Origin of the sequence: Nitrospira defluvii, assembly GCF_905220995.1 — a bacterium.
GTDB classification, from domain to species: Bacteria; Nitrospirota; Nitrospiria; order Nitrospirales; family Nitrospiraceae; genus Nitrospira_A; species Nitrospira_A defluvii_C.
This window is the reverse complement of sequence record NZ_CAJNBJ010000001.1, coordinates 561,104-579,291: the sequence shown is the minus strand read 5'-3', so window position 1 is coordinate 579,291 and position 18,188 is coordinate 561,104. Positions and strand designations below refer to the sequence as shown.

22 protein-coding genes are annotated in these 18,188 nt (G+C 58.9%); 13 read left to right on the top strand and 9 right to left on the bottom strand.

From position 1 onward, the window contains the following. Window positions 1–81 precede the first annotated feature (81 nt). Both KJA79_RS02770 and KJA79_RS23265 read left to right on the top strand, forming a co-directional pair. On the top strand, window positions 82–1,194 hold the full coding sequence (locus tag KJA79_RS02770) for a DUF2914 domain-containing protein (protein WP_213040470.1): 1,113 nt from the start codon (window positions 82–84) through the stop codon (window positions 1,192–1,194). Between the two features lie 23 nt (window positions 1,195–1,217). Next, complete coding sequence (locus KJA79_RS23265; protein WP_425518092.1) at window positions 1,218–1,607, top strand: FKBP-type peptidyl-prolyl cis-trans isomerase; 390 nt, start codon at window positions 1,218–1,220, stop codon at window positions 1,605–1,607. Window positions 1,608–1,618: 11 nt separating this feature from the next. On the opposite strand, the gene KJA79_RS02765 is transcribed toward KJA79_RS23265, so the two are convergent. Genes KJA79_RS02765 through KJA79_RS02755 form a run of 3 tightly spaced genes read right to left on the bottom strand, consistent with a single transcriptional unit; the run spans window position 1,619 to window position 4,064 of the window. Further along, window positions 1,619–2,209 (bottom strand): DcrB/PsbP domain-containing protein, encoded by a 591-nt coding sequence (locus KJA79_RS02765; protein ID WP_213040469.1) that lies wholly within the window; start codon window positions 2,207–2,209, stop codon window positions 1,619–1,621. Then, on the bottom strand, window positions 2,206–3,378 hold the full coding sequence (locus KJA79_RS02760; protein WP_213040468.1) for a M48 family metallopeptidase: 1,173 nt from the start codon (window positions 3,376–3,378) through the stop codon (window positions 2,206–2,208). Before KJA79_RS02760 ends, KJA79_RS02765 begins: the two co-directional genes overlap by 4 nt. Then, window positions 3,375–4,064, bottom strand: a complete 690-nt coding sequence (locus KJA79_RS02755; RefSeq protein ID WP_213040467.1) for a hypothetical protein — start codon at window positions 4,062–4,064, stop codon at window positions 3,375–3,377. Before KJA79_RS02755 ends, KJA79_RS02760 begins: the two co-directional genes overlap by 4 nt. A 221-nt stretch (window positions 4,065–4,285) precedes the next feature. Between KJA79_RS02755 and KJA79_RS02750 the strand changes: the two genes are divergently transcribed. From KJA79_RS02750 to KJA79_RS02735, 4 genes are read left to right on the top strand one after another with little or no spacing between them, the layout of a single operon-like run. Then, entirely contained in the window at window positions 4,286–4,642 is a 357-nt protein-coding gene (locus KJA79_RS02750) for a DUF1499 domain-containing protein (protein ID WP_213040466.1), read from the top strand. 43 nt (window positions 4,643–4,685) lie between these two features. Next, the gene (locus KJA79_RS02745) at window positions 4,686–5,582 is read left to right on the top strand and encodes a DUF2167 domain-containing protein (RefSeq protein ID WP_213040465.1); all 897 of its coding nucleotides are present in this window, start codon (window positions 4,686–4,688) and stop codon (window positions 5,580–5,582) included. Then, entirely contained in the window at window positions 5,579–6,292 is a 714-nt protein-coding gene (locus KJA79_RS02740; RefSeq protein ID WP_213040464.1) for a site-2 protease family protein, read from the top strand. The genes KJA79_RS02745 and KJA79_RS02740 overlap by 4 nt, the downstream gene beginning before the upstream one ends. Window positions 6,293–6,334: 42 nt before the next feature. Then, window positions 6,335–7,045, top strand: coding sequence for an FAD-binding oxidoreductase (locus KJA79_RS02735; protein WP_213040463.1), 711 nt, complete (start codon window positions 6,335–6,337; stop codon window positions 7,043–7,045). Between the two features lie 101 nt (window positions 7,046–7,146). Here KJA79_RS02735 and KJA79_RS02730 read toward each other — a convergent pair whose 3' ends face one another. Continuing rightward, window positions 7,147–7,326: a hypothetical protein gene (locus KJA79_RS02730; protein ID WP_213040462.1), complete on the bottom strand. Its 180-nt coding sequence runs from the start codon at window positions 7,324–7,326 to the stop codon at window positions 7,147–7,149. Between the two features lie 156 nt (window positions 7,327–7,482). Between KJA79_RS02730 and speD the strand changes: the two genes are divergently transcribed. Beyond that, window positions 7,483–7,926, top strand: a complete 444-nt coding sequence (gene speD, locus KJA79_RS02725; RefSeq protein ID WP_213040461.1) for an S-adenosylmethionine decarboxylase — start codon at window positions 7,483–7,485, stop codon at window positions 7,924–7,926. A gap of 51 nt (window positions 7,927–7,977) precedes the next feature. Continuing rightward, complete coding sequence (locus tag KJA79_RS02720) at window positions 7,978–8,322, top strand: SCP2 sterol-binding domain-containing protein (protein WP_213040460.1); 345 nt, start codon at window positions 7,978–7,980, stop codon at window positions 8,320–8,322. Between the two features lie 309 nt (window positions 8,323–8,631). Here the strand turns inward: KJA79_RS02720 and KJA79_RS02715 are convergent, their stop codons facing one another. The 5 genes from KJA79_RS02715 to KJA79_RS02695 all read right to left on the bottom strand — a co-directional run bounded on the left by KJA79_RS02715 (window position 8,632) and on the right by KJA79_RS02695 (window position 14,970). Then, on the bottom strand, window positions 8,632–11,811 hold the full coding sequence (locus KJA79_RS02715) for an efflux RND transporter permease subunit (RefSeq protein WP_213040459.1): 3,180 nt from the start codon (window positions 11,809–11,811) through the stop codon (window positions 8,632–8,634). A 77-nt stretch (window positions 11,812–11,888) separates the two neighbouring features. Next, entirely contained in the window at window positions 11,889–13,088 is a 1,200-nt protein-coding gene (locus tag KJA79_RS02710) for an efflux RND transporter periplasmic adaptor subunit (protein WP_213040458.1), read from the bottom strand. After that, on the bottom strand, window positions 13,078–13,725 hold the full coding sequence (locus KJA79_RS02705; protein ID WP_213040457.1) for a TetR/AcrR family transcriptional regulator: 648 nt from the start codon (window positions 13,723–13,725) through the stop codon (window positions 13,078–13,080). Before KJA79_RS02705 ends, KJA79_RS02710 begins: the two co-directional genes overlap by 11 nt. Before the next feature lie 126 nt (window positions 13,726–13,851). Beyond that, the gene (locus KJA79_RS02700; RefSeq protein ID WP_213040456.1) at window positions 13,852–14,388 is read right to left on the bottom strand and encodes a hypothetical protein; all 537 of its coding nucleotides are present in this window, start codon (window positions 14,386–14,388) and stop codon (window positions 13,852–13,854) included. A 6-nt stretch (window positions 14,389–14,394) separates the two neighbouring features. Then, a complete protein-coding gene (locus KJA79_RS02695) occupies window positions 14,395–14,970 on the bottom strand; it encodes a hypothetical protein (RefSeq protein WP_213040455.1) in 576 nt (191 codons plus the stop codon). Between KJA79_RS02695 and KJA79_RS22920 the strand changes: the two genes are divergently transcribed. The 5 genes from KJA79_RS22920 (at window position 14,969) to KJA79_RS02675 (ending at window position 18,171) form a co-directional block, all read left to right on the top strand. Further along, window positions 14,969–15,094 (top strand): hypothetical protein, encoded by a 126-nt coding sequence (locus KJA79_RS22920; RefSeq protein WP_281412648.1) that lies wholly within the window; start codon window positions 14,969–14,971, stop codon window positions 15,092–15,094. The genes KJA79_RS02695 and KJA79_RS22920 overlap by 2 nt on opposite strands. Before the next feature lie 124 nt (window positions 15,095–15,218). Continuing rightward, window positions 15,219–15,716 (top strand): thiamine pyrophosphate-binding protein, encoded by a 498-nt coding sequence (locus tag KJA79_RS02690; RefSeq protein WP_213040454.1) that lies wholly within the window; start codon window positions 15,219–15,221, stop codon window positions 15,714–15,716. After that, window positions 15,713–16,291: a thiamine pyrophosphate-dependent enzyme gene (locus KJA79_RS02685; RefSeq protein WP_213040453.1), complete on the top strand. Its 579-nt coding sequence runs from the start codon at window positions 15,713–15,715 to the stop codon at window positions 16,289–16,291. Before KJA79_RS02690 ends, KJA79_RS02685 begins: the two co-directional genes overlap by 4 nt. Window positions 16,292–16,360: 69 nt before the next feature. Next, the gene (locus KJA79_RS02680; RefSeq protein ID WP_213040452.1) at window positions 16,361–17,455 is read left to right on the top strand and encodes a pyridoxal-phosphate-dependent aminotransferase family protein; all 1,095 of its coding nucleotides are present in this window, start codon (window positions 16,361–16,363) and stop codon (window positions 17,453–17,455) included. After that, window positions 17,452–18,171, top strand: a complete 720-nt coding sequence (locus KJA79_RS02675) for a phosphocholine cytidylyltransferase family protein (RefSeq protein ID WP_213040451.1) — start codon at window positions 17,452–17,454, stop codon at window positions 18,169–18,171. The genes KJA79_RS02680 and KJA79_RS02675 overlap by 4 nt, the downstream gene beginning before the upstream one ends. Window positions 18,172–18,188: the final 17 nt, after the last annotated feature.

Here is an 18,188-nt window from a genome sequence, read left to right as displayed (position 1 = left end):
GGCACAGTCGCGGCCTTCCGATCAAGGGCCGCGATAACGCTCTTCGTTTGACAATCGTCTGCGTCTCCTGAAATCTAGCGCATGGTCTCATGGCAACGTTTCCAATCGGTCTTGGGGAAGCCCTACCTGCCCCCGCTGTTTTTCTTCAGTGGCGTGACGTACGACACGCTTGTGCTGACACGCATCGACCGTCTGCGCGACAACCTGCTCTTGTTGGCCTACCTGAGCCTGCTGGGTTTTCTGATTGTGCTGACCGGGCGTTTGGGGACACAGGAAGCCACGGTCGACGATCTCCCCCCGGATGCGCCGTTCTTCATGAAATGGGTGGTGCAAGCCAAGCCCTATGCGCCGATGGCGATTCAGTTCCTGCTGGGGAGCCTGTTCAGCGCCTACGCGATTTTTTATTCCAAGAGCGCCACCTTTGCCGGGACGGCCGTATTCTTCTGCGTCCTGGTGGCATTCCTTGTGGCGAACGAATTTCTCCGCAGCCGGCTGTCGAATGTGCAACTACTGGTGAGTCTCTACGCGCTCGTGTGCTTCGCGTTCTTCACGTTTTTCCTGCCCGTGATGACGGGATGGATGAATGCGGCGATCTTTCTCTCCGGGGCCGTGGTGACCGTGCTTGTCGTCCTGCGCGTCGTGCAGTTGATCTATTGGAATAATTCCGATCGTACGTCCCGCGAGGCGATGTTGGCCGGCGCTCCGGCGGTTGCTCTCGTCGGGCTGCTGGTCGGATTCTATTTCTTGAACTGGATTCCCCCGGTGCCGCTGTCGTTGAAGCACGGCGGCATCTATCACGAGGTGAAGCGTTCGGGTGACCGGTTTGAGCTGAGTTTCGAAAAGTCATGGTACGAGGTGTGGAAAGCTTCAGACACGGTGATCCCGGCCGACGATCCGGTCTATTGTTTCACGGCGGTGTTCGCGCCGGTGGCGCTCAAGACGACGATCTATCACCACTGGTATTACCGCCCAGACCCCGGTCAGCCCTTCACCGATGCCGACCGTATTCCGCTCAAGATTTCCGGTGGGCGGGAGGGAGGGTATCGTGCCTACACCTTCAAGGAGGGCCTCGATCCGGGAGATTGGCGCGTTGATGTAGAAGCCGAAGACGGTCGTGTGATCGGCCGAATGGCGGTCAAGGTGCTGGACAAGACAGCGGTCGGGTCCCTGTCCTTGACGACGGTGGTGTATTAGCCGGCGAGGCGGTGCAACTGACGATGACATCCACCGGCATTGAACTGCTTGAAGAACGCACCGGTGACGGCCTGGCGGCTCGGGTCGGCGATCGGCTCATTCAGAACTGCCGGATGTTCCTACATCGTGGGGTTGCGGTACCGATGAATGAACGGCAAGCGGCGAACCGGCCGGCACATATGCCCAGGGGGCGAAGGCGTCGTGACCTCGGCCGATCACCAGGTGGAATTGGGACGGCGTCAGGTCATTTCTGGAATCGAGCAGGCGTTATGAGGAATGAGGGTGGCGGCACCGCAAGAGTCCGTATCAGTCCGCACCTGGCATATGGACACAAGGGCCTGCCAAGCCTGATCCCACCGGATGCGCTGCTGGTCGTGGAGCTGTGGTTGAGAGGGATAGTTCAGACTCGATAGCAGCGCACACTTTAGGACGTCCATCTCACCGTGTCTTTCACCTGTTCGAAAGTCGGAAGGTCCAGCGAGAAATAGTGACGTTTGGGGGCATCGAAGCCTAGGGTGATCAGCATACCTTTGTCGATGCATCCGTAAGTAACGGCCTGACGAAGCAACCCTGACTTGCTTCGGTAGGTGTAGTTCGCCCGAAAGCCTTGAGAGCCTGCTAGAGTCGCAGGGCCGTTTTCGACGATCTTGAGCTCGACGATGTCGGGGTGTGACCTAATGTCGTCCAGGAAGATGGCCGCGACTTCTTGCGGCAACATAGTGGCGGAGAGCTTTTTTTGCGTATATTTGAATTCTCCGTCGAGAGGACGTTTGTTCAAACGCATCGTCTGTAGACCGAACCCATCGCGGGTGGCCATGAATAAGAGCCCCTGTTTGACGGCCTCCTCGTCTTTCTCGGCAGGGCGAAAGGTAATCCATCCTTGCGGCCACTCGGCCTCAAGTTGATCCGTACTCAAGACCGTTTGCGACCCTGCTGGGACCAGTTGCGCCGATCGTCCGACACAACCGCCCAGCGACAGCATCAGTATACCCGCGACGATTCGCAATAGGATCATGACTGCTCCTTTAGGGCTTGTTCGACATATCCTCTGTCCGCTGCCTGGGGGGCAAGTTCCAGATATCGTCGCAATTCAGACTGTCCCCCGAATCGATCACCTCGCTTCAGGAGTGAATAGCCCAACCCTCGATGTGGGTCAGCGAGACGAGGGTCCGCCTCGATGGCTTGCCGATAGTGGGACTCGGCCTGTTCCTCATCACCAACGTCGTGACCTTGGTGAAAGGCTTCTCCCATCAGGAAGTGAGCCCGAGCGTTATTCGGCTGGCGCTCTAGGATCTGTTGAAGGTCGCGGCGCACCAAGGCGACACGGCCAATCGCGAGATCCGTCTCAGAATTATCGACAATCAACGGGGTCATAATGTGGTAGTAGCGATCGACTTCCACCGCTCCACCGCGGCTCGCATACTTGTCGGCCACGAGTTCCTTGAAACTGTCTATGCGCTCTTGTACGCGGGGATGGCTACCGAAGAAGAACGGTTCGTCGATCTTGCGAAGGGCAAGATCTTCTTTCAGCTTTTCAAACAGCATGGAGGCTTCTTGCGGCGAATACCCGGCCTGGACCATCAAGTCGAGTCCGACTTCGTCGGCCTCTCGCTCCTTCCCGCGCGAGTAACCGGTGACAGCGCCCATATAACCGACCCCGCCCAGAGCGGTAGCTGCTGCGCCGAATACGCCGAAGGGAAGCGTGAGCACTTGGAATGTGGCGAGGGCGGCGCTGGTGCGACGAATGCCGCGGAGTTCCTGGATCGTATGGCGATGGGTTGCATGGGTGAGCTCATGTCCGAGCAGGGTGGCCAATTGAGCTTCGCTCTGGATACGGGCGAGCATGCCTGTATGCACATAGATCTTTCCATTAGGAAACGCGAAGGCGTTCAGGAGTGGATTTTTCAGCACCTTGACCTCGACAGACAAGCTGTGTTGGCCAGATCTCGGTGGGAATACTTTTGCCATGACTGAATTGACATAGTCGGTGACAATGGGATCGGTGTAGAGCAATCCACTCTGATCGAGCCGTCGTTCTTCTTCCAAGACCGATTTCCAGAGGCGCTGTTCGTCCTCGTCCAAGGTGATGTCTGGCCGGCTTCCAAACGGTGCAGTCGTGCATCCTTCCACCAGGCAGGCGCAGAGCATGAGAGCCAGGAGTTGGAACGAGATTGGATGCCTCATGGAGTTTGTCCCAAAGCAGGCAGGTCCATCATGAATTCCAGGGCGAGTTTAGAGGCTTCTTCGGGCTCTCGTAGGTCATAGGGCTTCGGGGTTTTCGTAAACCACAAAATGTCACCGGTTTTGGCGTCGATGAGTGCTGCAGTAAAGAGGTTGCCGCCGCCCTGTGGAACCGCAACGACCCCCAGAGCGGCGGCGACCAACGTCCTCCCCACACCAAGTGCTTTTCTGCCGGTGGATGAGCGCTGGTCGAAGCCGAGTACTATCAAATAGGCGTCTACATCGGAGGCGAGTTCTGACAGCTCCTTCCCAAGGGAAAAGGTAAAATTTCGTGCTTTCTCCGGGAAAAATGGAGATAGTTTGTGCTGATGCGGAGCATACTGAACGTTGAACGCGTGTCGAACGATTGCACCTGAGACCAACTCGTAGAGGAGCAGGGTCTCATTGTAGATGTCGCGTTGGGAGGGGGTAAGTCGATCTGGCTCGAAGTCTGTCACGTGGAGGTGTTCACGCTTTGAAAACTCAGTCGCCAGCGCCTTGCGCACATTGACGACCGCGGCTTGTCCCCAATCGTCCATTTTTTCCTGACTGCCGCCAGCCCCGAGCTCAAACATCTCGATTTGAGGGGGAAACAGGGCGATGCGTTTGATGAAAGGCGCGGAAGCGGCCAGGTTGGGATGGCCCTGCATTTCGCCTCGGACGAAAGCTGGAGCAAGGAGGATGACCACGAGAGCGAAAATGAGGTGGAGGATTCTGTGTCGCATGGCAGGCGCCTCGTTGTCGGATGTAAAGTGGCTTGAAGGGTATTCACAAAGCGTAGCAGAATGATCTGGCATCGCAAGCGTTACGCGGGAAGAGATTCCCGGATGGGCATTAGGGTGGTTCTGTACGGTTCAGCATGGATGAAAGAATGAGAATTTTGTCGCCCTGTCCCGATAAACCCAACTGTGTCTCGACGACCGCGGGGGAGGAGCGTCACGCGATTGCGCCGTTTCGCTATCGAAAAAGCCGCGCGGAGGCGAAGGAGGCGCTCAAGGCCGTCATGGCTGGTCTGCCACGTACGACGTTAGTGGAAGAAGACGACGCCTACCTCCATTTCGAATGCACCAGCCTCTTGTTCCGCTTTGTCGACGATGTGGAGTTCCTGTTCGACGAGGAGAGTAAGATCATTCATTTTCGCTCGGCGTCCCGTGTGGGATACGGCGATCTTGGCGTGAACCGTCGCCGGATGGAAGCACTCCGGCCGCTGGTGGATGGTAAGCTCTAACATCTGTCCGTCGTATGCATCTGCTGCCCAGGGAGGCCTCAGTATGATTTGTCGCCACATCGGGCTGCTGCTCCTGTTGTTCGGCTTGATGGTCGGCGTTCCTGTTTCACCGTCGATGGCCGATGAGGCGAAACCGGCGGCGCTTCCCTGGATCATGGGGCCGACCGATGCGAAGTTGGGCGATCAGGCCCTGCTGAAATTGCCGAAGGGCTATCAATTTCTCGGCGCCCAAGAGACGCAGCAATTGCTGAAACAAATGGGGAACTTCCCCTCCGGTTCCGAGCTGGGCTTGATTACGGCGACAGGTGAAGGGGAAGAGTGGTTCATGGTGGTGCGGTACATCGACGCGGGGTATGTAAAAGACGACGAGGCGGCCAACTGGGACGCCGATGCGCTGATGGCTGCAATCAAGGAAGGGACAGACGAGGATAACCGACGGCGGCAGGCTCAGGGCTTTCCCCCGCTGGTCATTCGTGACTGGGAGGAGAAGCCTCATTACGACAAGGCGGCGAACAAGGTGGTGTGGGCGATTTCCGCGCAGGAACGTGACTCGGTCGGGGTCAACTACAACACGTTGGCCTTGGGGCGGCAGGGCTATCTGAGCATGAACATGGTGGGGTCGTTGGAGCAGTTGGCGGTGCTGAAACCCCATGTCGGCCTGCTGCTGGCCAATGTGGAGTTTGTTGAAGGCAAGCGGTACACCGACTTTAACAGCACGACCGACAAGGTGGCGGCGGTGGGGCTCTCGGCGCTGATTGCCGGGGCGGCCATCAAATCGGGGTTACTGGCGAAGCTCTGGGCGGTCGTCGTGCCGCTCATCCTGGCCGGAAAGAAGCTGTTGATGCTCCTGGTGATTGCGCTCGGTGGGCTTGCGGCCAAGTATTTCAACAGGAAACCCAAGCCGGAGCAAGCGGGCGGGGACGGAGGTCCGTCCTCGTGAAAATTCTTCTGCTGCTCCTCAGTGGCCTCAAGTTGGGCAAGATCGCTCTCACCGGCGGGACGATGCTCCTGTCGATGGTGGCGTACAGTTTTCTTTTCGGCTGGCCGTACGCGGTGGGATTCGTCCTGCTGATCCTGTTTCACGAATTAGGGCATTATGCCGCCGCCAAACAGCGCAATCTCAACGTCGGTGCTCCGACCTTCATTCCCTTCGTCGGGGCCTGGATTCAACTCAAAGAGCAGCCGATGGATGTGGAAACCGAGGCCTATGTGGGAATCGCTGGGCCTGTCGCGGGGACCGTGGCGGCCACGGCCTGTTACTACGCCGCGGAATATGCTCAGAGCCAATTGCTGCTGGCCCTGGCCTACGCCGGGTTCATGATCAACCTCTTCAACCTCATTCCGCTCTCGCCGCTGGACGGTGGCCGGATCACGGCCATCATCTCGCCAAAGGTCTGGTGGCTGGGCGTGCCGATCCTGATCGGTCTCTTCGTCCTGAACCAGAGCCCCATGCTGTTGTTGATCGCGATCATGGCGATCCCGCACGTCATGTCCACGTTCCGTGGCGGCCCCCATGGCCTGCCTGAGCGGTACTATGAGGTCCCGCTCTCCACCAGGGTCAGCTATGGCCTCTATTACCTCGGCCTCGCTGCGTTTCTTGGTATCATGAGTTATGAGACGCACCTGCTGCTGCCATCCGGGCGAGGTTAGCCGGATCTTCCATCTCAGTTACTTTTTTCCGGGTTGGACGCCGTGAACACATACACGGCCGAAGTGAGCTGCATTCAAGATTTGACGCATGACGTGCGAGCGATCGAACTGCGCCTGCTGGACCCACCGACGATTGCCTTTCAAGCCGGACAGTTCATCTCCTTCGAAGTACCGAAGGAGGGACAGTCTCGCCCCGTGACGAGGCCCTATTCCATTGCCTCGCCGCCGGAGCGGCGTGAGCACATCCTTCTCGTGCTCAACCTAGTCCAGGGTGGTCCCGGCTCGAGCTACCTGTTTCGTTTGCGTGAAGGGGAGCGGACGTCGTTTAAGGGCCCGGCGGGCGCCTTTTACCTCCGAGACGACGGGACGAAGGATCTGCTGTTCGTGGCGACGGGAACGGGCATCGCGCCGATTCGGAGCATGATCTTGGCGCAGTTGCAGCGCGCGCCGGACCGGCCGGTCACGTTGTTCTGGGGGCTGCGCAGCCAGCGGGATCTCTATTGGCAGGATGAACTGGGGGCATTGGCTGCCGCCCATCCCCGCTTCACTGTAGTGACGACGTTGTCGCGGCCTGAGCCGGGATGGCAGGGCGCGAGCGGGCGCGTGACGGCCTTGGTGGAGGAGCGGATCACCTCCGTGAGCAATCTTGCCGCCTATCTCTGCGGCGGCAGCGGGATGATCAAGGATGTGATGGCGACGCTCCGTGCTAAGGGGTTGTGTCCGATCTATCGCGAAAAATATTACGACGAATAGCAGGCCGATGAAAGAGGCCGCCAGCGGCGTTCTCGGTCGCACGACTCCCGGCGACGTGCCCACAGGCTCCTGTCCCTGGCGAATGACGGCTAATGCCGAACCTACTGAGGGGCGCGCTTAGTGGTATGTTGAAAGACGCACTTGGGGCAGGTGTAGTGAATGAATTGCCCCCCAGCGACCAGTCGTGTGGTCATGGCCACCTTGCACCAGGTGCAGAGCCGTTCGGGCAAGGCGGGGGTCGAGGGCGATGCGTTGGACGGCGATGTGGATGGTTCAGTCATGGCGCGCATTCTCGCTAAGGGTCTGAGAGTTTGTCAACGTGCGCTGCGCACGAGAAATTTCGGAGATAAATATTTACAGTGTTTCAAACGTTCAGTATAGTGCAAAAGAGATGCTTCACCACTCCCACCACCCCCAACAGAAAGGTCGTATCGCATATGCACAACGCCGAAGGTGCCACCTCCGACGACATCTCATCATCTTCACCCAGGATTGCTGACTCCGCCGTCCATCCGGACTCTGTCGGACCCGGCAAGGCCTGGGGTATTTGCACCTCCGTTGACCTCCACGATTGCATTCCCGAACGCATCCGCGATGCCAAACAGATTGAAGCCTATGTGGTGCAGCTCTGCGAGTTGATCGAAATGAAGCGATATGGCGCCTGCCAGATCGTCAATTTCGGTGAAGGTCGCGTGGCGGGTTACAGCATGGTGCAGTTGATCGAGACTTCCTTGATCAGCGGTCACTTCGCCAATGACACCAACAGCGCCTATCTCGATATTTTCAGTTGCAAAGGGTACGAACCGACCGTCGTCGAAGAATTCTCCAAGGCCTTCTTCGGTGCCCGTCGTTCGAGCCATCGGGCCATGTTGCGGTACTAGCCTGGTACATCCGCCCCGGCGGGGGATGTACGCTCGCCGGGGCGCCATCGCATGACTCACTCACAACCCAAAACGGTTCGGGCCTTCTTTGATACGCTCGCCGGCAAGCTGGACCCTGAGGCGGCCGAGGGACTGGATGTGGTCTACCAATTCGATTTGCACGGTGCCGACGGGGGGCAGTATCTCGTGCAGATCCGGGATGGGGCCTGCCAGGTGTCGGAGGGCACTCATCCGGACCCGAATGTCACGCTGGCCATGTCGGGTGAAGATTGTCTCCGTGTGCTGAACGGCCAGGTCAGCGGCACGATGATCGCCATGACCGGTCGCCTCCGTATCAGCGGTGACATGGGCTTGGCGATGCAGCTGGCGTCCCTCTTCCCCAGTCTCCGTCCTTAGCAGGATGTTGAAAAAGTCCGCTAGCTTTGTTCTCGCGTCTCTCTGAGGCTCGACGTACAGGACACAGCACGCCTCGCCTCTTCGTTCGCTGCGGCCGCGCTGAACGGCCTTTTTGAACATCCTGCGTGTCGCGCCCCGCCTCAGACCATTCCTCATGCGAAGAAGTTCTCGCCCAGGCTGTGGAGAAGCCGTCACCAGGCGTCTCGGCGCGAAAAAATCCTCAACGTATTCCAGTGAATACGCCTCCGGTTTTTTCGCGCCGCTTTCGTAAGAGTCCATTCAACCCGCGTTTATCCTCAACGACTTCCGTCAAGCCTGCTGCCCGGCCAATTCAGCTTCTGCCGGTGTTTCACCCAGTTGATCGGCCCGCCGTGGAAACCGTTCTTCCAGCATCGTATAGACGGTCGGGACGAGGAAGAGCGTCAGAATCGTCGAGACGGTGAGACCGCCCACGACCGCGCGCGCGAGGGGTGCGTTGGTTTCACTGCCCGTTCCCAGTCCGAGGGCCATCGGGATCAGGCCGACCACCGTGGCGAGGGAGGTCATCAAAATCGGCCGGAGCCTGGTGCGCGAGGCCGTCACGACGGCGGTGGCAAGGTCCAGGCCGCGGCGCCGTAACACGTTGGTGTAATCAACCAATAGGACGCCGTTCGAGACAACGATGCCCAGCATCATGATGATGCCCATCAATGACGAGGTGGAGATCGTGGTATTCGTCAGGTAGAGGATCACGATCACGCCCGGGATGCCCATCGGCACCGAAAACATGATGATGAAGGGATCGATCAGCGACTTAAACTGCGCAGCCATCACCATGTACACCAGGATCAAGGCCAGGGCGCTGGCATACATGAGGCCTTCGAAGGTCTCGCGTTGTTGCTGGATTTGGCCGGCAAGGCGGATGCTGAAGCCTGTCGGCAACTGCATCTGGGCGAATGCTGTTTCCAGGTCCTGGGCGATCGCGCCGAGATCGCGGCCGACGGGGTTGGCCGTGATGTGGACGACGCGCTGGAAGTATTTGCGCTCGATCTTCACGGGCCCGGCGTTCAACTTCAATGTGGCCAGATTCTTCAGCAGCACCGGTTCGCCGTTTTTGGTCGTGAGCAATACGTGCTCGATGGCCGTCAGGTCCTTGCGGTGTTCCTCGGCGAGCCAGGCGCTGATGTAGTATTCATTCCCGTTTTGCGGATCGGTGTAAATGATGGGGTCGGTTTGGCCGTTGCCGTTCAGGGAAAACAACACGGCATTCGCGACGTCGGTTTCGCTGATGCCGAGTAGCGCCGCCTTCTCCCGATCCACCACCACGTTCACTTCGGGGTAGTTCTCTTCCCGGCTGACCTCAATGTCCGCCATGCCCGGGATCTTGTGCATGATCTCCTGCGCTTGTTGGATGACGGTGCGAGCCTTCTCGAAGTCGTAACCGTAAATTTCCACGTCGATGGACTTTTGCGACCCGAAGCTCGTCACACGTTTGACCAGGCCGCCCGGATCGAAGAACATCGCCACGCCGGGAAAAAGTTTGACCACCGACGGCCGCACGGCGTTCATGATCTCAACCTGGTTGCGTCGCCGCTTGTCAGGGGACACGAGGTACACGGAAATGACCGAGGTATGCGGCCCCGTGTTGGGATTAAACAGCGATGAGCGTCCCTGCGCAAGCACGCCGGTGCTGGAAGCGATCGCTTCCAGTTCATTCGGCGGAATCTTTTCGCGCAGGACCCGTTCCACTTCGGCGACTTGGTCGACGGTTTTTTCCACCCGCTGGCCGACGGGCGCTCGCAAGACGATACGGAACTGGCTTTCGTCCGACACCGGCAAAAATTCGGTCCCGATAAAAGGCAGGAGCGCGAGGGAGCTGACGAACAGCGCGACCACGGCGACCAATAACGTACGGCGATGGGCCAACACCCAGCGCAGGCTGCGTTCGTATCCTTCATCGAGGGCTTCGTAGCGGCGCTGGCTCCACTGCATGATGCGCACGAACCAGGAGGGCAGGGAGCGGTGCGCCTCCTGCTCCGACTTCAAGAAACGATAACAGAGTGCAGGGGTGACCGTCCGGGAGACGAAGAACGAGGTGAAGAGTGCGATCGCGATCGTGAGCGTCAGCGGAATGAGCAGGAGTCTTGCGATACCGACGATAAAAAACATCGGCAGAAAGACGACGACGGTGGTGACCGTGGAGGCGAAGATCGGCATGGCGACCTCGCGCGCGGCGTTGACGATGGCGTCCCAGCGGTTCCGGTCGACGTTCAGATGGCGTTGAATGTTTTCGAGCTCGACGATCGAGTCGTCTACCAGCCGCCCGATACCCAGCGCGAGCCCGCCCATCGTGAACACGTTGAGGGTCTGATTGGTGAAATACAGCACGATGAACGTCACGAGAATCGAGAGCGGGATGGCGACGGAGATGATCAGCGTGCTGGTGAGATTTCTCAGGAACAGGAGAATGACCGCCGCCGCGAGCAACGATCCGTGCAGCGCCTGCTCAATGAGGTTCTTGATCGATTGCCGGATGTAAATCGATTGATCGAAGGAGATCCCCAGCTGCACGCCGGGCGGGATGCCGATCATTTTCGGAATCGCTTTGCGCAACGCATCGACCACTTCCACCGTGTTGGCGATCGGCTGCTTGTTGACGCGGAGATACACCGACCGTTTGCCGTCCGTGCGGACGACGTTGGTTTGAATGTCCGAGGAGTCGGTCAGGACACCGACATCCCGCACACGCACGGGATTGCCGCGCGCGTCGATCTTGACGACGACGTCGTTGATCGGTTCCACGGTTTTGAACTGGGTGTTGGTGAACACGTTGTAGTCGAGGTTCCCGGCCTTGATGTCGCCCGACGGCAGGATCAGGTTGGAGGCCTTCACCGCCTTGACGACGTCGAGGATCGACAGGCCTCGCGCTTGGAGCAGTGCCGGGTCCAGATTGATGTTGATCTGCCGGATCTTCCCGCCCTCTACCGTGGCGGCCGCGACGTTGGCGATTTGTTCGATTTGCGGGGCAATGGTGTTGTAGGCCAGGTCGTAGAGTGCCCGTTCGTCAAGGTCGCCGCCGGATGCAGTCACGAACGCGACGGGAATATTGGAGACGTCGAACTTGACGATAAAGGGTTGGAGAATGCCGGGTGGCAGGCTGTTCAGGATCTGGGTGATGCGCTGCATCACCTCCATTTGGCCTACGTTGATGTCCGCGCCCCAATTGAACCAGATCTGCACCGCCCCGATGCCTTGCTTGGCAAAGGACTCCACATGTTCGACGTTGGAGGCGGAACTGACGGCTTTCTCAATGGGGTACACGACGCTCTGTTCGATATCGAGCGGAGGCGCGCCCTTGTAAATGACCCCGACGAATGCGACCGGAACTTGAATGTTGGGAAAGAGATCGACCGGCAGTCGTTCCAGCGACGTGGCCCCCAAGATCACCATGGCGAGGGACAACATCAGGATGCCGATGCGATTGCGGAGCGCGAGGAGTGTCAGCCACATATCGGAGACGTGAACGGTGAAACGTTAGAGGTGAAACGCAGGGAGTATGCCGTCAACGCGGGAGACTCCTGTATCAGTTAGCTGTTGGACTCACGTTTCACGGCATCCATCGGTTGGACTTGGACGGGGACGCCTTCGCTGACCAGATCTTTGCCGGAGACGATGAGTTGCTCGTCCCCCGCAAGGCCCTTCACGACCTCCACCCGATTCTCGGCGCGAGCGCCCAGTTCAACGGGAACCTGATGGGCCTTTCCATCCTTGACCACATAGACGTACTGCGATTCTTCCAGCCGGCTCACGGCGTCCAGCGGAATCTGAATCGCGTGAGGATGTTTTCCGACCAGGACTTCAACGCGGGCGAACATGCCGCCTTTGAGGCGATGGTCTTTGTTCGGCAGATCAACCTCCACGGTCATGGTGCGGGTGGCACGGTTCAAGGCCTGAACAATGCGCGTGACCCGGCCCTCAAATACCTCATTCGGATAGGCTTCCGCACGCACATCAGCGCGTTGCCCGACTTGCACGAGCGGGACGTCCTTCTCCACGACTTCGATCAGCGTGCGCACGGTTTCGACGTCGTGCACGCTCAAGATGCCACGCGACACAGTCGATGTGCTGGCGGTCGTGCCGCTCACATAGGCGCCCGGATCGAGGTTGCGTTCTGCGATATAGCCTGCAAACGGAGCGCGGATGTAGGAGTAGGCCAGGTTGGTTTCGGCCTGCGCCAGGGCGACGGTCATCTGTTGTACTTGGGCGCGCAAAGAATCCTGTAAGGCCACTGCCGCGTCGCGGTTCACCAGCGCGGTGTCGAGATCCTGTTGGGAAACGAACTGGTCCTTGATCAGCGCTTGCATGCGGTCGAGCGTGAGCGTGGCATTCCGCACGCCGGCGTCCTGCTGAACCACTTTCGCTTGCGCGGAGAGGAGGTTAGCCTTGGCCTGATTGACGGCATGCACATAGTCGGTGTGATCGATTTCGACCAGCAGTTGATTGGCCTTCACCAGATCGCCCTTATCGACATAGATCTTGGCAATGTAGCCGTCCACGCGTGAGAAGATGTTGACGAGCTGGTTCGGGATCAAATCGGCGGTATAGGTCAACCGCACGTCGAGATCCTGCTTGAGGGGCGTCATGGTGCCCACGGTCAGGATCCGGTTCTTGCGCGGGTCGGTCTTGGCGCCGCTGGTGAGGCGAAACACCACCAAGGCTGCCACAGCGACAAAGACGATCAGCCCCAGGGTGACGATGGGATGTCGTGTGATCGGGTTACCGGACACGGGTCAGGCCTCGTTTCTTGGCTGCCGAGGGACGTTGCAAGCCCTTCAAGAACAATTCCACGTAGGTGGCCACGATGTCCTTATGGGGACAATGCAACGGAACCTCGAAAATCTCGTGCAGCAGACGGTGGTGGACCACCATCCCGATGAACGCGCGCGCCGCCAGCAGAGGATCGATCGGACGAAAGGCGCCCTCGTCGATCCTGGCCTGAATGTAGCCGGCCAGATAGTCGTAAAACACCCGGTGCTGTTTGCCGAAAAACATGTCCGCCAGCTCGTGGCCTTCCAAGGCGCTGAACAGCAACAGGCGCAGCATTGTTGGATCGGCTCCCGGGCGAATGCGGTATCCGGCGATGAGCGTAAAGACGCGATGGTCGTCACGTTTGCGGGCCATGTCCTCGACGGCGCTGAGCAACTCGCTGAGGGGGGCTTTCTCGGCGAGGATTGCCGCATAGAGCGCTTGTTTGGTCGGAAAATACTTGAACACCAATGCCTCGCTCACACCGGCGGCCTTGGCGATTTCTTTCGTCGTGGTGCCTTTGAACCCCTTGGCGGCAAAGAGACTGGCGGCGGAGGAAATCAGGCTGGCTTGACGGTCCCGGCCGGGGGTGCGGGCAAGGGCGGCGGCTGCTTTCATCGAATGGGCTGTCCGGTGAGTGAGTGGTTACTCACCGTCAGGCTATCATGCGAGCGTGAAACAAGACAAGAATCGCAGGCATTTCAGCCTCGTCGGGAAGAAGTCGCGGAGCAGCCGGAAGACCGGTCAGAACGTGGAGGGGGAATTGCCTTCGTTCAACTTCACGCGAAAGGCTTCGCTCTCGAAAAAAATCACCCCGAGGCTGGTTCGAAGGTCGTAGCGGAGGATGATTGCGCTGTCGGGCCCCTGCCAATTGAAGAATTTCACGGCGCCGCCGGCCATCTGACCGGGAGTCTGATCGATCGGTCCGAATTGTTGCTGCAAAAACGCCAGCAGGCGGTCATGGGTCTCTTTGCCGGTGTAGCGCACCATAACACGGGCAAATTTTCCGTCGATGGTACTGAACTTCATCGAGTCGACCGTCGCCGGTCCCAATAGGTGCGGCGACGTTTTGAGCTCGAAGGTTTGCACCCGGCCCGCGTCCTCGACCTTGACGAACTGGTCCGATTCGGTAAAGGCCGCTCCCCAGGGGATGCCTTCGAATCCATTGGGGTCGTTTTGCATGGGGACGGCCAGTGCGGGATCGATGGGCATCCACAGGCTGGCCAGCGTGAGGATCGTCAGTAACCAACAGGATTGGGGGCGGGTACGTGGTGTGCGCATGTCCGGTTACTCCGCGGTGTCCGACATCCGATCTTGAAATCGGGGGGCCAGGTTGCGGCTCTCGATGAAGATGAATCCCCGATCCCGGTTGGCTTCATATGTCAGGCTGATTTCCGTGTCCGGTCCTCGCCAGGTATATTGCTGGTTCAGGCCTCGCATCATCTGTCCCGGAAGCCGCTCGATGACGCCGTACGTCCGTTCGAGATACTGCAACACCTGCTTATGGGCCTGGGCCCCGCTATACCGAATGGTGACCCGTGCGAATTGGGCATCCACGGTGGAAAGCAGCACACTATCCACCGGGATGTCGGCATACATGGGAGGACGGTCACGGAATGTGTAATCGGTGGTATGGGTGTTCTCACGCGTCACCAGGAGCTCCGACATGTCGGTGAGGGGCATGCCCCAGCGGAGATCATGGTAGCCGTGCGGATCATTCGCCATGGTGATGGCGAAGACTGGTGCAACAAGACCGAGGAGCAGCAGGCCGGGCAGCAGCACCCAGCGCCGGAAGGCGGGAGGCGACCATATCGAACAGGCAGTGCGCATGGCGATTGAATGGGTCTGGCCCGCATTATTCATGAACACTTCTGCTGCACTCGCCGATCCGCTGTTCCGGCAAGCCTGCGGCCGACGGGCTCGCCTCTCGGTCTCACGACGCGGCTTGGCGATTTTGCGACGAACCGTCATGAATAATCCGGGCTAATCGGCACGCTATCACGGTCGTTCCGGCGGCGGCAACCCGTGCGCGTCGTTCTTGTGAATGGGGGACCCCTTGGCTATAATGCGCCTCTTGTGCCGGGTTCGTCTCGGCCAGAGGAGCAGGGTTCATGGTCGACAGTGACGTCTTCGTGCAGGCGCTGGAACAGTTAGGGGTCAATTTCTTCACGGGCGTGCCCGATTCCCTCTTGGGCGGCATCATCGAAGAACTCCTCACCCGCAAACTCTATACGCCCGCCGTGCGTGAGGATGAAGCCGTCGCCATGGCAGCCGGTGCGTTTATGGCCGGAAAAATTCCGGCCGTGCTCATGCAGAACTCCGGGTTGGGCACTTCGCTCAATACCTTAGTTTCGCTCAATCTGATCTATCGGCAGCCCTGCATCTTGCTGATATCCTGGCGGGGTTTTGAAGGCAAAGACGCCCCGGAACATCTGGTCATGGGCGAGACGATGCCGCAATTGCTTGATACGATGAAAATTCCGCACCGTACCCTATCGGAACCGACCATGGCGGACGATCTCCGGTGGGTGGGACAGACGTTTATGAAACAGCGTATTCCCGTGGCCCTGTTGATCAAGAAGGGCATCATCAAGGGGTTGCACCCATGAGACCGGAACAGGGAACGATGCAGAGCCGGGCGCAGGCGATGGCCGCGCTGCTCGAACTGCTCACAGACCAGCCGGTCATCATTTGCAACGGATTTCCTTCGCGGGAAGCCCAAAAGCTGGCCGATCGACCGACGCATTTTTACATGATCGGTTCGATGGGTAATGCCGCGGCCATCGGTTTAGGCGTGGCGCTCTCCAAACCGTCCAAGAAGGTGATCGTGTTCGACGGCGACGGGAACGTGCTGATGGGGATGGGCACGTTGGCCACGGTGGGCGCCTTGAGGCCGAAGAATTTTGTTCATGTCGTGTTCGACAATGAGGTCTATGGGTCGACGGGGAATCAGCCGACTATCTCCAACGTCGTCCAATTGGAAAAGGTGGCGCGGGCGGCCGGATACGTGGCGGTCGAGCGTGTGTTGGACCGTGAAGATCTCGTCTACGAATTCAAAGATATGTTGAAGAATGATGGGCCGAGCATGTTGCTCGTCAAGGTGAACGAGTTTGTCGAGGATGCCGGGCGGATTGCCCTGGAGCCGCCGGCGATCTCTGCGCGTTTCATGAAAGCCATTGAATAATTGCGGCGCACTGAACGTGCTGGGTGAGCCCGTCCTGCTCCGTTCCGATCAACAGCCTGAGGCATAACGATGATACTTCTGAATCCAGGTCCGGTAAATGTAAGCGAACGGGTGCGGCAGGCCTTGTTGCGTCCGGACATCTGCCATCGAGAATCTGAATTTTCCGACATGCTGCTTCGCATCCAGCAGAAGCTGCTCACGGCGTTCGTGCCCGGCGCGGAGTCTGAGTATGTGGCCGTCATTTTGACGGGGTCCGGCACGGCGGCGGTGGAATCAGCCGTCATGTCTTGCCTGCCGCTGGGCAAGCGCATGTTGGTGCTCAATAACGGGGTGTACGGCGAACGTCTGTCCAATATGATCGGCCTGCAGCGCCTCGGGGTGTCTGAACTCAAGTCGGACTGGCACATGAGACCTGATCCCGAGCGGCTGCGATTGGCCCTGCGGCAGCATCCTGAGGTGCATGCCGTGTCGATGGTCCATCACGAGACGACGACCGGCTTGATTAATCCGGTGAAAGAAATTGCCGAGGTCGTGGACAGTCTCAACCGGGTGTTTGTCCTCGATTCCGTCAGTGGCCTGGCGGGCGAACCGATTGATATTGCCGGATCGCACATCTATATGGTGGCGGGAACGGCCGGGAAGTGCATTCAGGGATTCCCCGGCGTCTCGTTTGTCCTGCTGCGTAAGGGATTTTTGGAGCAGATGCGCAAGTATCCCAAGCGGTCCTGGTATCTGACCCTGACGCATTACGTCGATGAGCAAGGGCGGGGGATCGTGCCCTTCACGCCGGCCGTGCAGGTGTACTATGCGTTTGAGGAGGCGCTAGACGAGTTGCTGGAAGAAGGGCTGACTAACCGCTTCCAGCGGTATCGGCGCATGGCGTCGAAAATTCGCGAGCGGATGGCGGGTATGGGTGTGCAGCCTTTCCTGCCGGCGGACGTGCAGTCGAACACGATTACCGCCTTCCATCTGCCCGCAGGCCTCAATTATGCCACCTTGCATGATCAGCTTAAAGCTCGCGGCTACGTGATCTATGCCGGTCAAGGGCAGCTGGAATCGAAGGTCTTCCGCGTCGCGAATATGGGCGCCCTCACGGATGGTCAGATCGACGGATTTCTTGGAGCTTTTGAGGAAGTGCTCGCCGGAGCAACGGCTCGCGCATGAGGGCCATTATCCTCGCGGCTGGGGTCGGCAAACGCCTCTGGCCGGTGACCCAGCACAGACCGAAGTGTTTGATCGAGATCGGCGGGCAGACCTTACTGTCCCGCTATCTGGCATCCCTGGCCTCGGTCAGGATCAAGCACGCGACCATTGTGGTTGGATACAAGCAGGAGATGATCCGGGCAGCGGTTGGCTCGCAGTGTCATGGGGTGGATCTTTCCTATCTGGTGAACGAGGAGTTTCACCGGGGCAGCATTTCGTCCCTGTGGATCGCCAGGCAGGCGCTGACCGACGATGTCGTCATCATGGACGCAGACGTGTTGTTTCATCGGGAAATCCTTCGGCGTCTGGTGTCCTCGTCGTATGAGAATTGCCTGCTGATGGACGACACGGTGAAGCAAACCGGCGAAGAATGTATGGTCGTCGTGCAGGGCGACCGCGTTGTTGCGCTGAGCAAGAAGATGCCTGATCGGTACGATCTCGCCGGTGAAGGGGTGGGGTTCCTCCGGGTGCGTCGGGCGGATGCCCCCCACGTGATCGCTTCCCTCAACGGGTACATCGATCAGGGGCGATGGGATATGGAGTACGAAGACGGCTTGCTGCAGTATTTTCGGGATGTCAAAGTCGGACATGAAAAAATCGGCGGGTTGCCCTGGACGGAAATCGATTTCCCTGAAGATGTGACGAAGGCGGAGCGTGAGGTTCTGCCACGGCTGTAAACTAGGCGGGAGTTCGC

Excerpts from the sequence above, each read along its gene's own strand:
- KJA79_RS02695 (WP_213040455.1), bottom strand. The coding sequence starts at position 14,970 with ATGAATAATGCGGGCCAGACCCATTCAATCGCCATGCGCACTGCCTGT.
- KJA79_RS02685 (WP_213040453.1), top strand. The coding sequence starts at position 15,713 with ATGAGACCGGAACAGGGAACGATGCAGAGCCGGGCGCAGGCGATGGCC.
- KJA79_RS02770 (WP_213040470.1), top strand. The coding sequence starts at position 82 with ATGGTCTCATGGCAACGTTTCCAATCGGTCTTGGGGAAGCCCTACCTG.
- KJA79_RS02680 (WP_213040452.1), top strand. The coding sequence starts at position 16,361 with ATGATACTTCTGAATCCAGGTCCGGTAAATGTAAGCGAACGGGTGCGG.
- KJA79_RS02690 (WP_213040454.1), top strand. The coding sequence starts at position 15,219 with ATGGTCGACAGTGACGTCTTCGTGCAGGCGCTGGAACAGTTAGGGGTC.
- KJA79_RS02745 (WP_213040465.1), top strand. The coding sequence starts at position 4,686 with ATGATTTGTCGCCACATCGGGCTGCTGCTCCTGTTGTTCGGCTTGATG.
- KJA79_RS02765 (WP_213040469.1), bottom strand. The coding sequence starts at position 2,209 with ATGATCCTATTGCGAATCGTCGCGGGTATACTGATGCTGTCGCTGGGC.
- KJA79_RS23265 (WP_425518092.1), top strand. The coding sequence starts at position 1,218 with ATGACATCCACCGGCATTGAACTGCTTGAAGAACGCACCGGTGACGGC.
- KJA79_RS02755 (WP_213040467.1), bottom strand. The coding sequence starts at position 4,064 with ATGCAGGGCCATCCCAACCTGGCCGCTTCCGCGCCTTTCATCAAACGC.
- KJA79_RS02705 (WP_213040457.1), bottom strand. The coding sequence starts at position 13,725 with ATGAAAGCAGCCGCCGCCCTTGCCCGCACCCCCGGCCGGGACCGTCAA.
- KJA79_RS02720 (WP_213040460.1), top strand. The coding sequence starts at position 7,978 with ATGACTCACTCACAACCCAAAACGGTTCGGGCCTTCTTTGATACGCTC.
- KJA79_RS02700 (WP_213040456.1), bottom strand. The coding sequence starts at position 14,388 with ATGCGCACACCACGTACCCGCCCCCAATCCTGTTGGTTACTGACGATC.
- KJA79_RS02675 (WP_213040451.1), top strand. The coding sequence starts at position 17,452 with ATGAGGGCCATTATCCTCGCGGCTGGGGTCGGCAAACGCCTCTGGCCG.
- speD (WP_213040461.1), top strand. The coding sequence starts at position 7,483 with ATGCACAACGCCGAAGGTGCCACCTCCGACGACATCTCATCATCTTCA.
- KJA79_RS02750 (WP_213040466.1), top strand. The coding sequence starts at position 4,286 with ATGAGAATTTTGTCGCCCTGTCCCGATAAACCCAACTGTGTCTCGACG.
- KJA79_RS02715 (WP_213040459.1), bottom strand. The coding sequence starts at position 11,811 with ATGTGGCTGACACTCCTCGCGCTCCGCAATCGCATCGGCATCCTGATG.
- KJA79_RS02760 (WP_213040468.1), bottom strand. The coding sequence starts at position 3,378 with ATGAGGCATCCAATCTCGTTCCAACTCCTGGCTCTCATGCTCTGCGCC.
- KJA79_RS02730 (WP_213040462.1), bottom strand. The coding sequence starts at position 7,326 with ATGACTGAACCATCCACATCGCCGTCCAACGCATCGCCCTCGACCCCC.
- KJA79_RS22920 (WP_281412648.1), top strand. The coding sequence starts at position 14,969 with ATGAACACTTCTGCTGCACTCGCCGATCCGCTGTTCCGGCAAGCCTGC.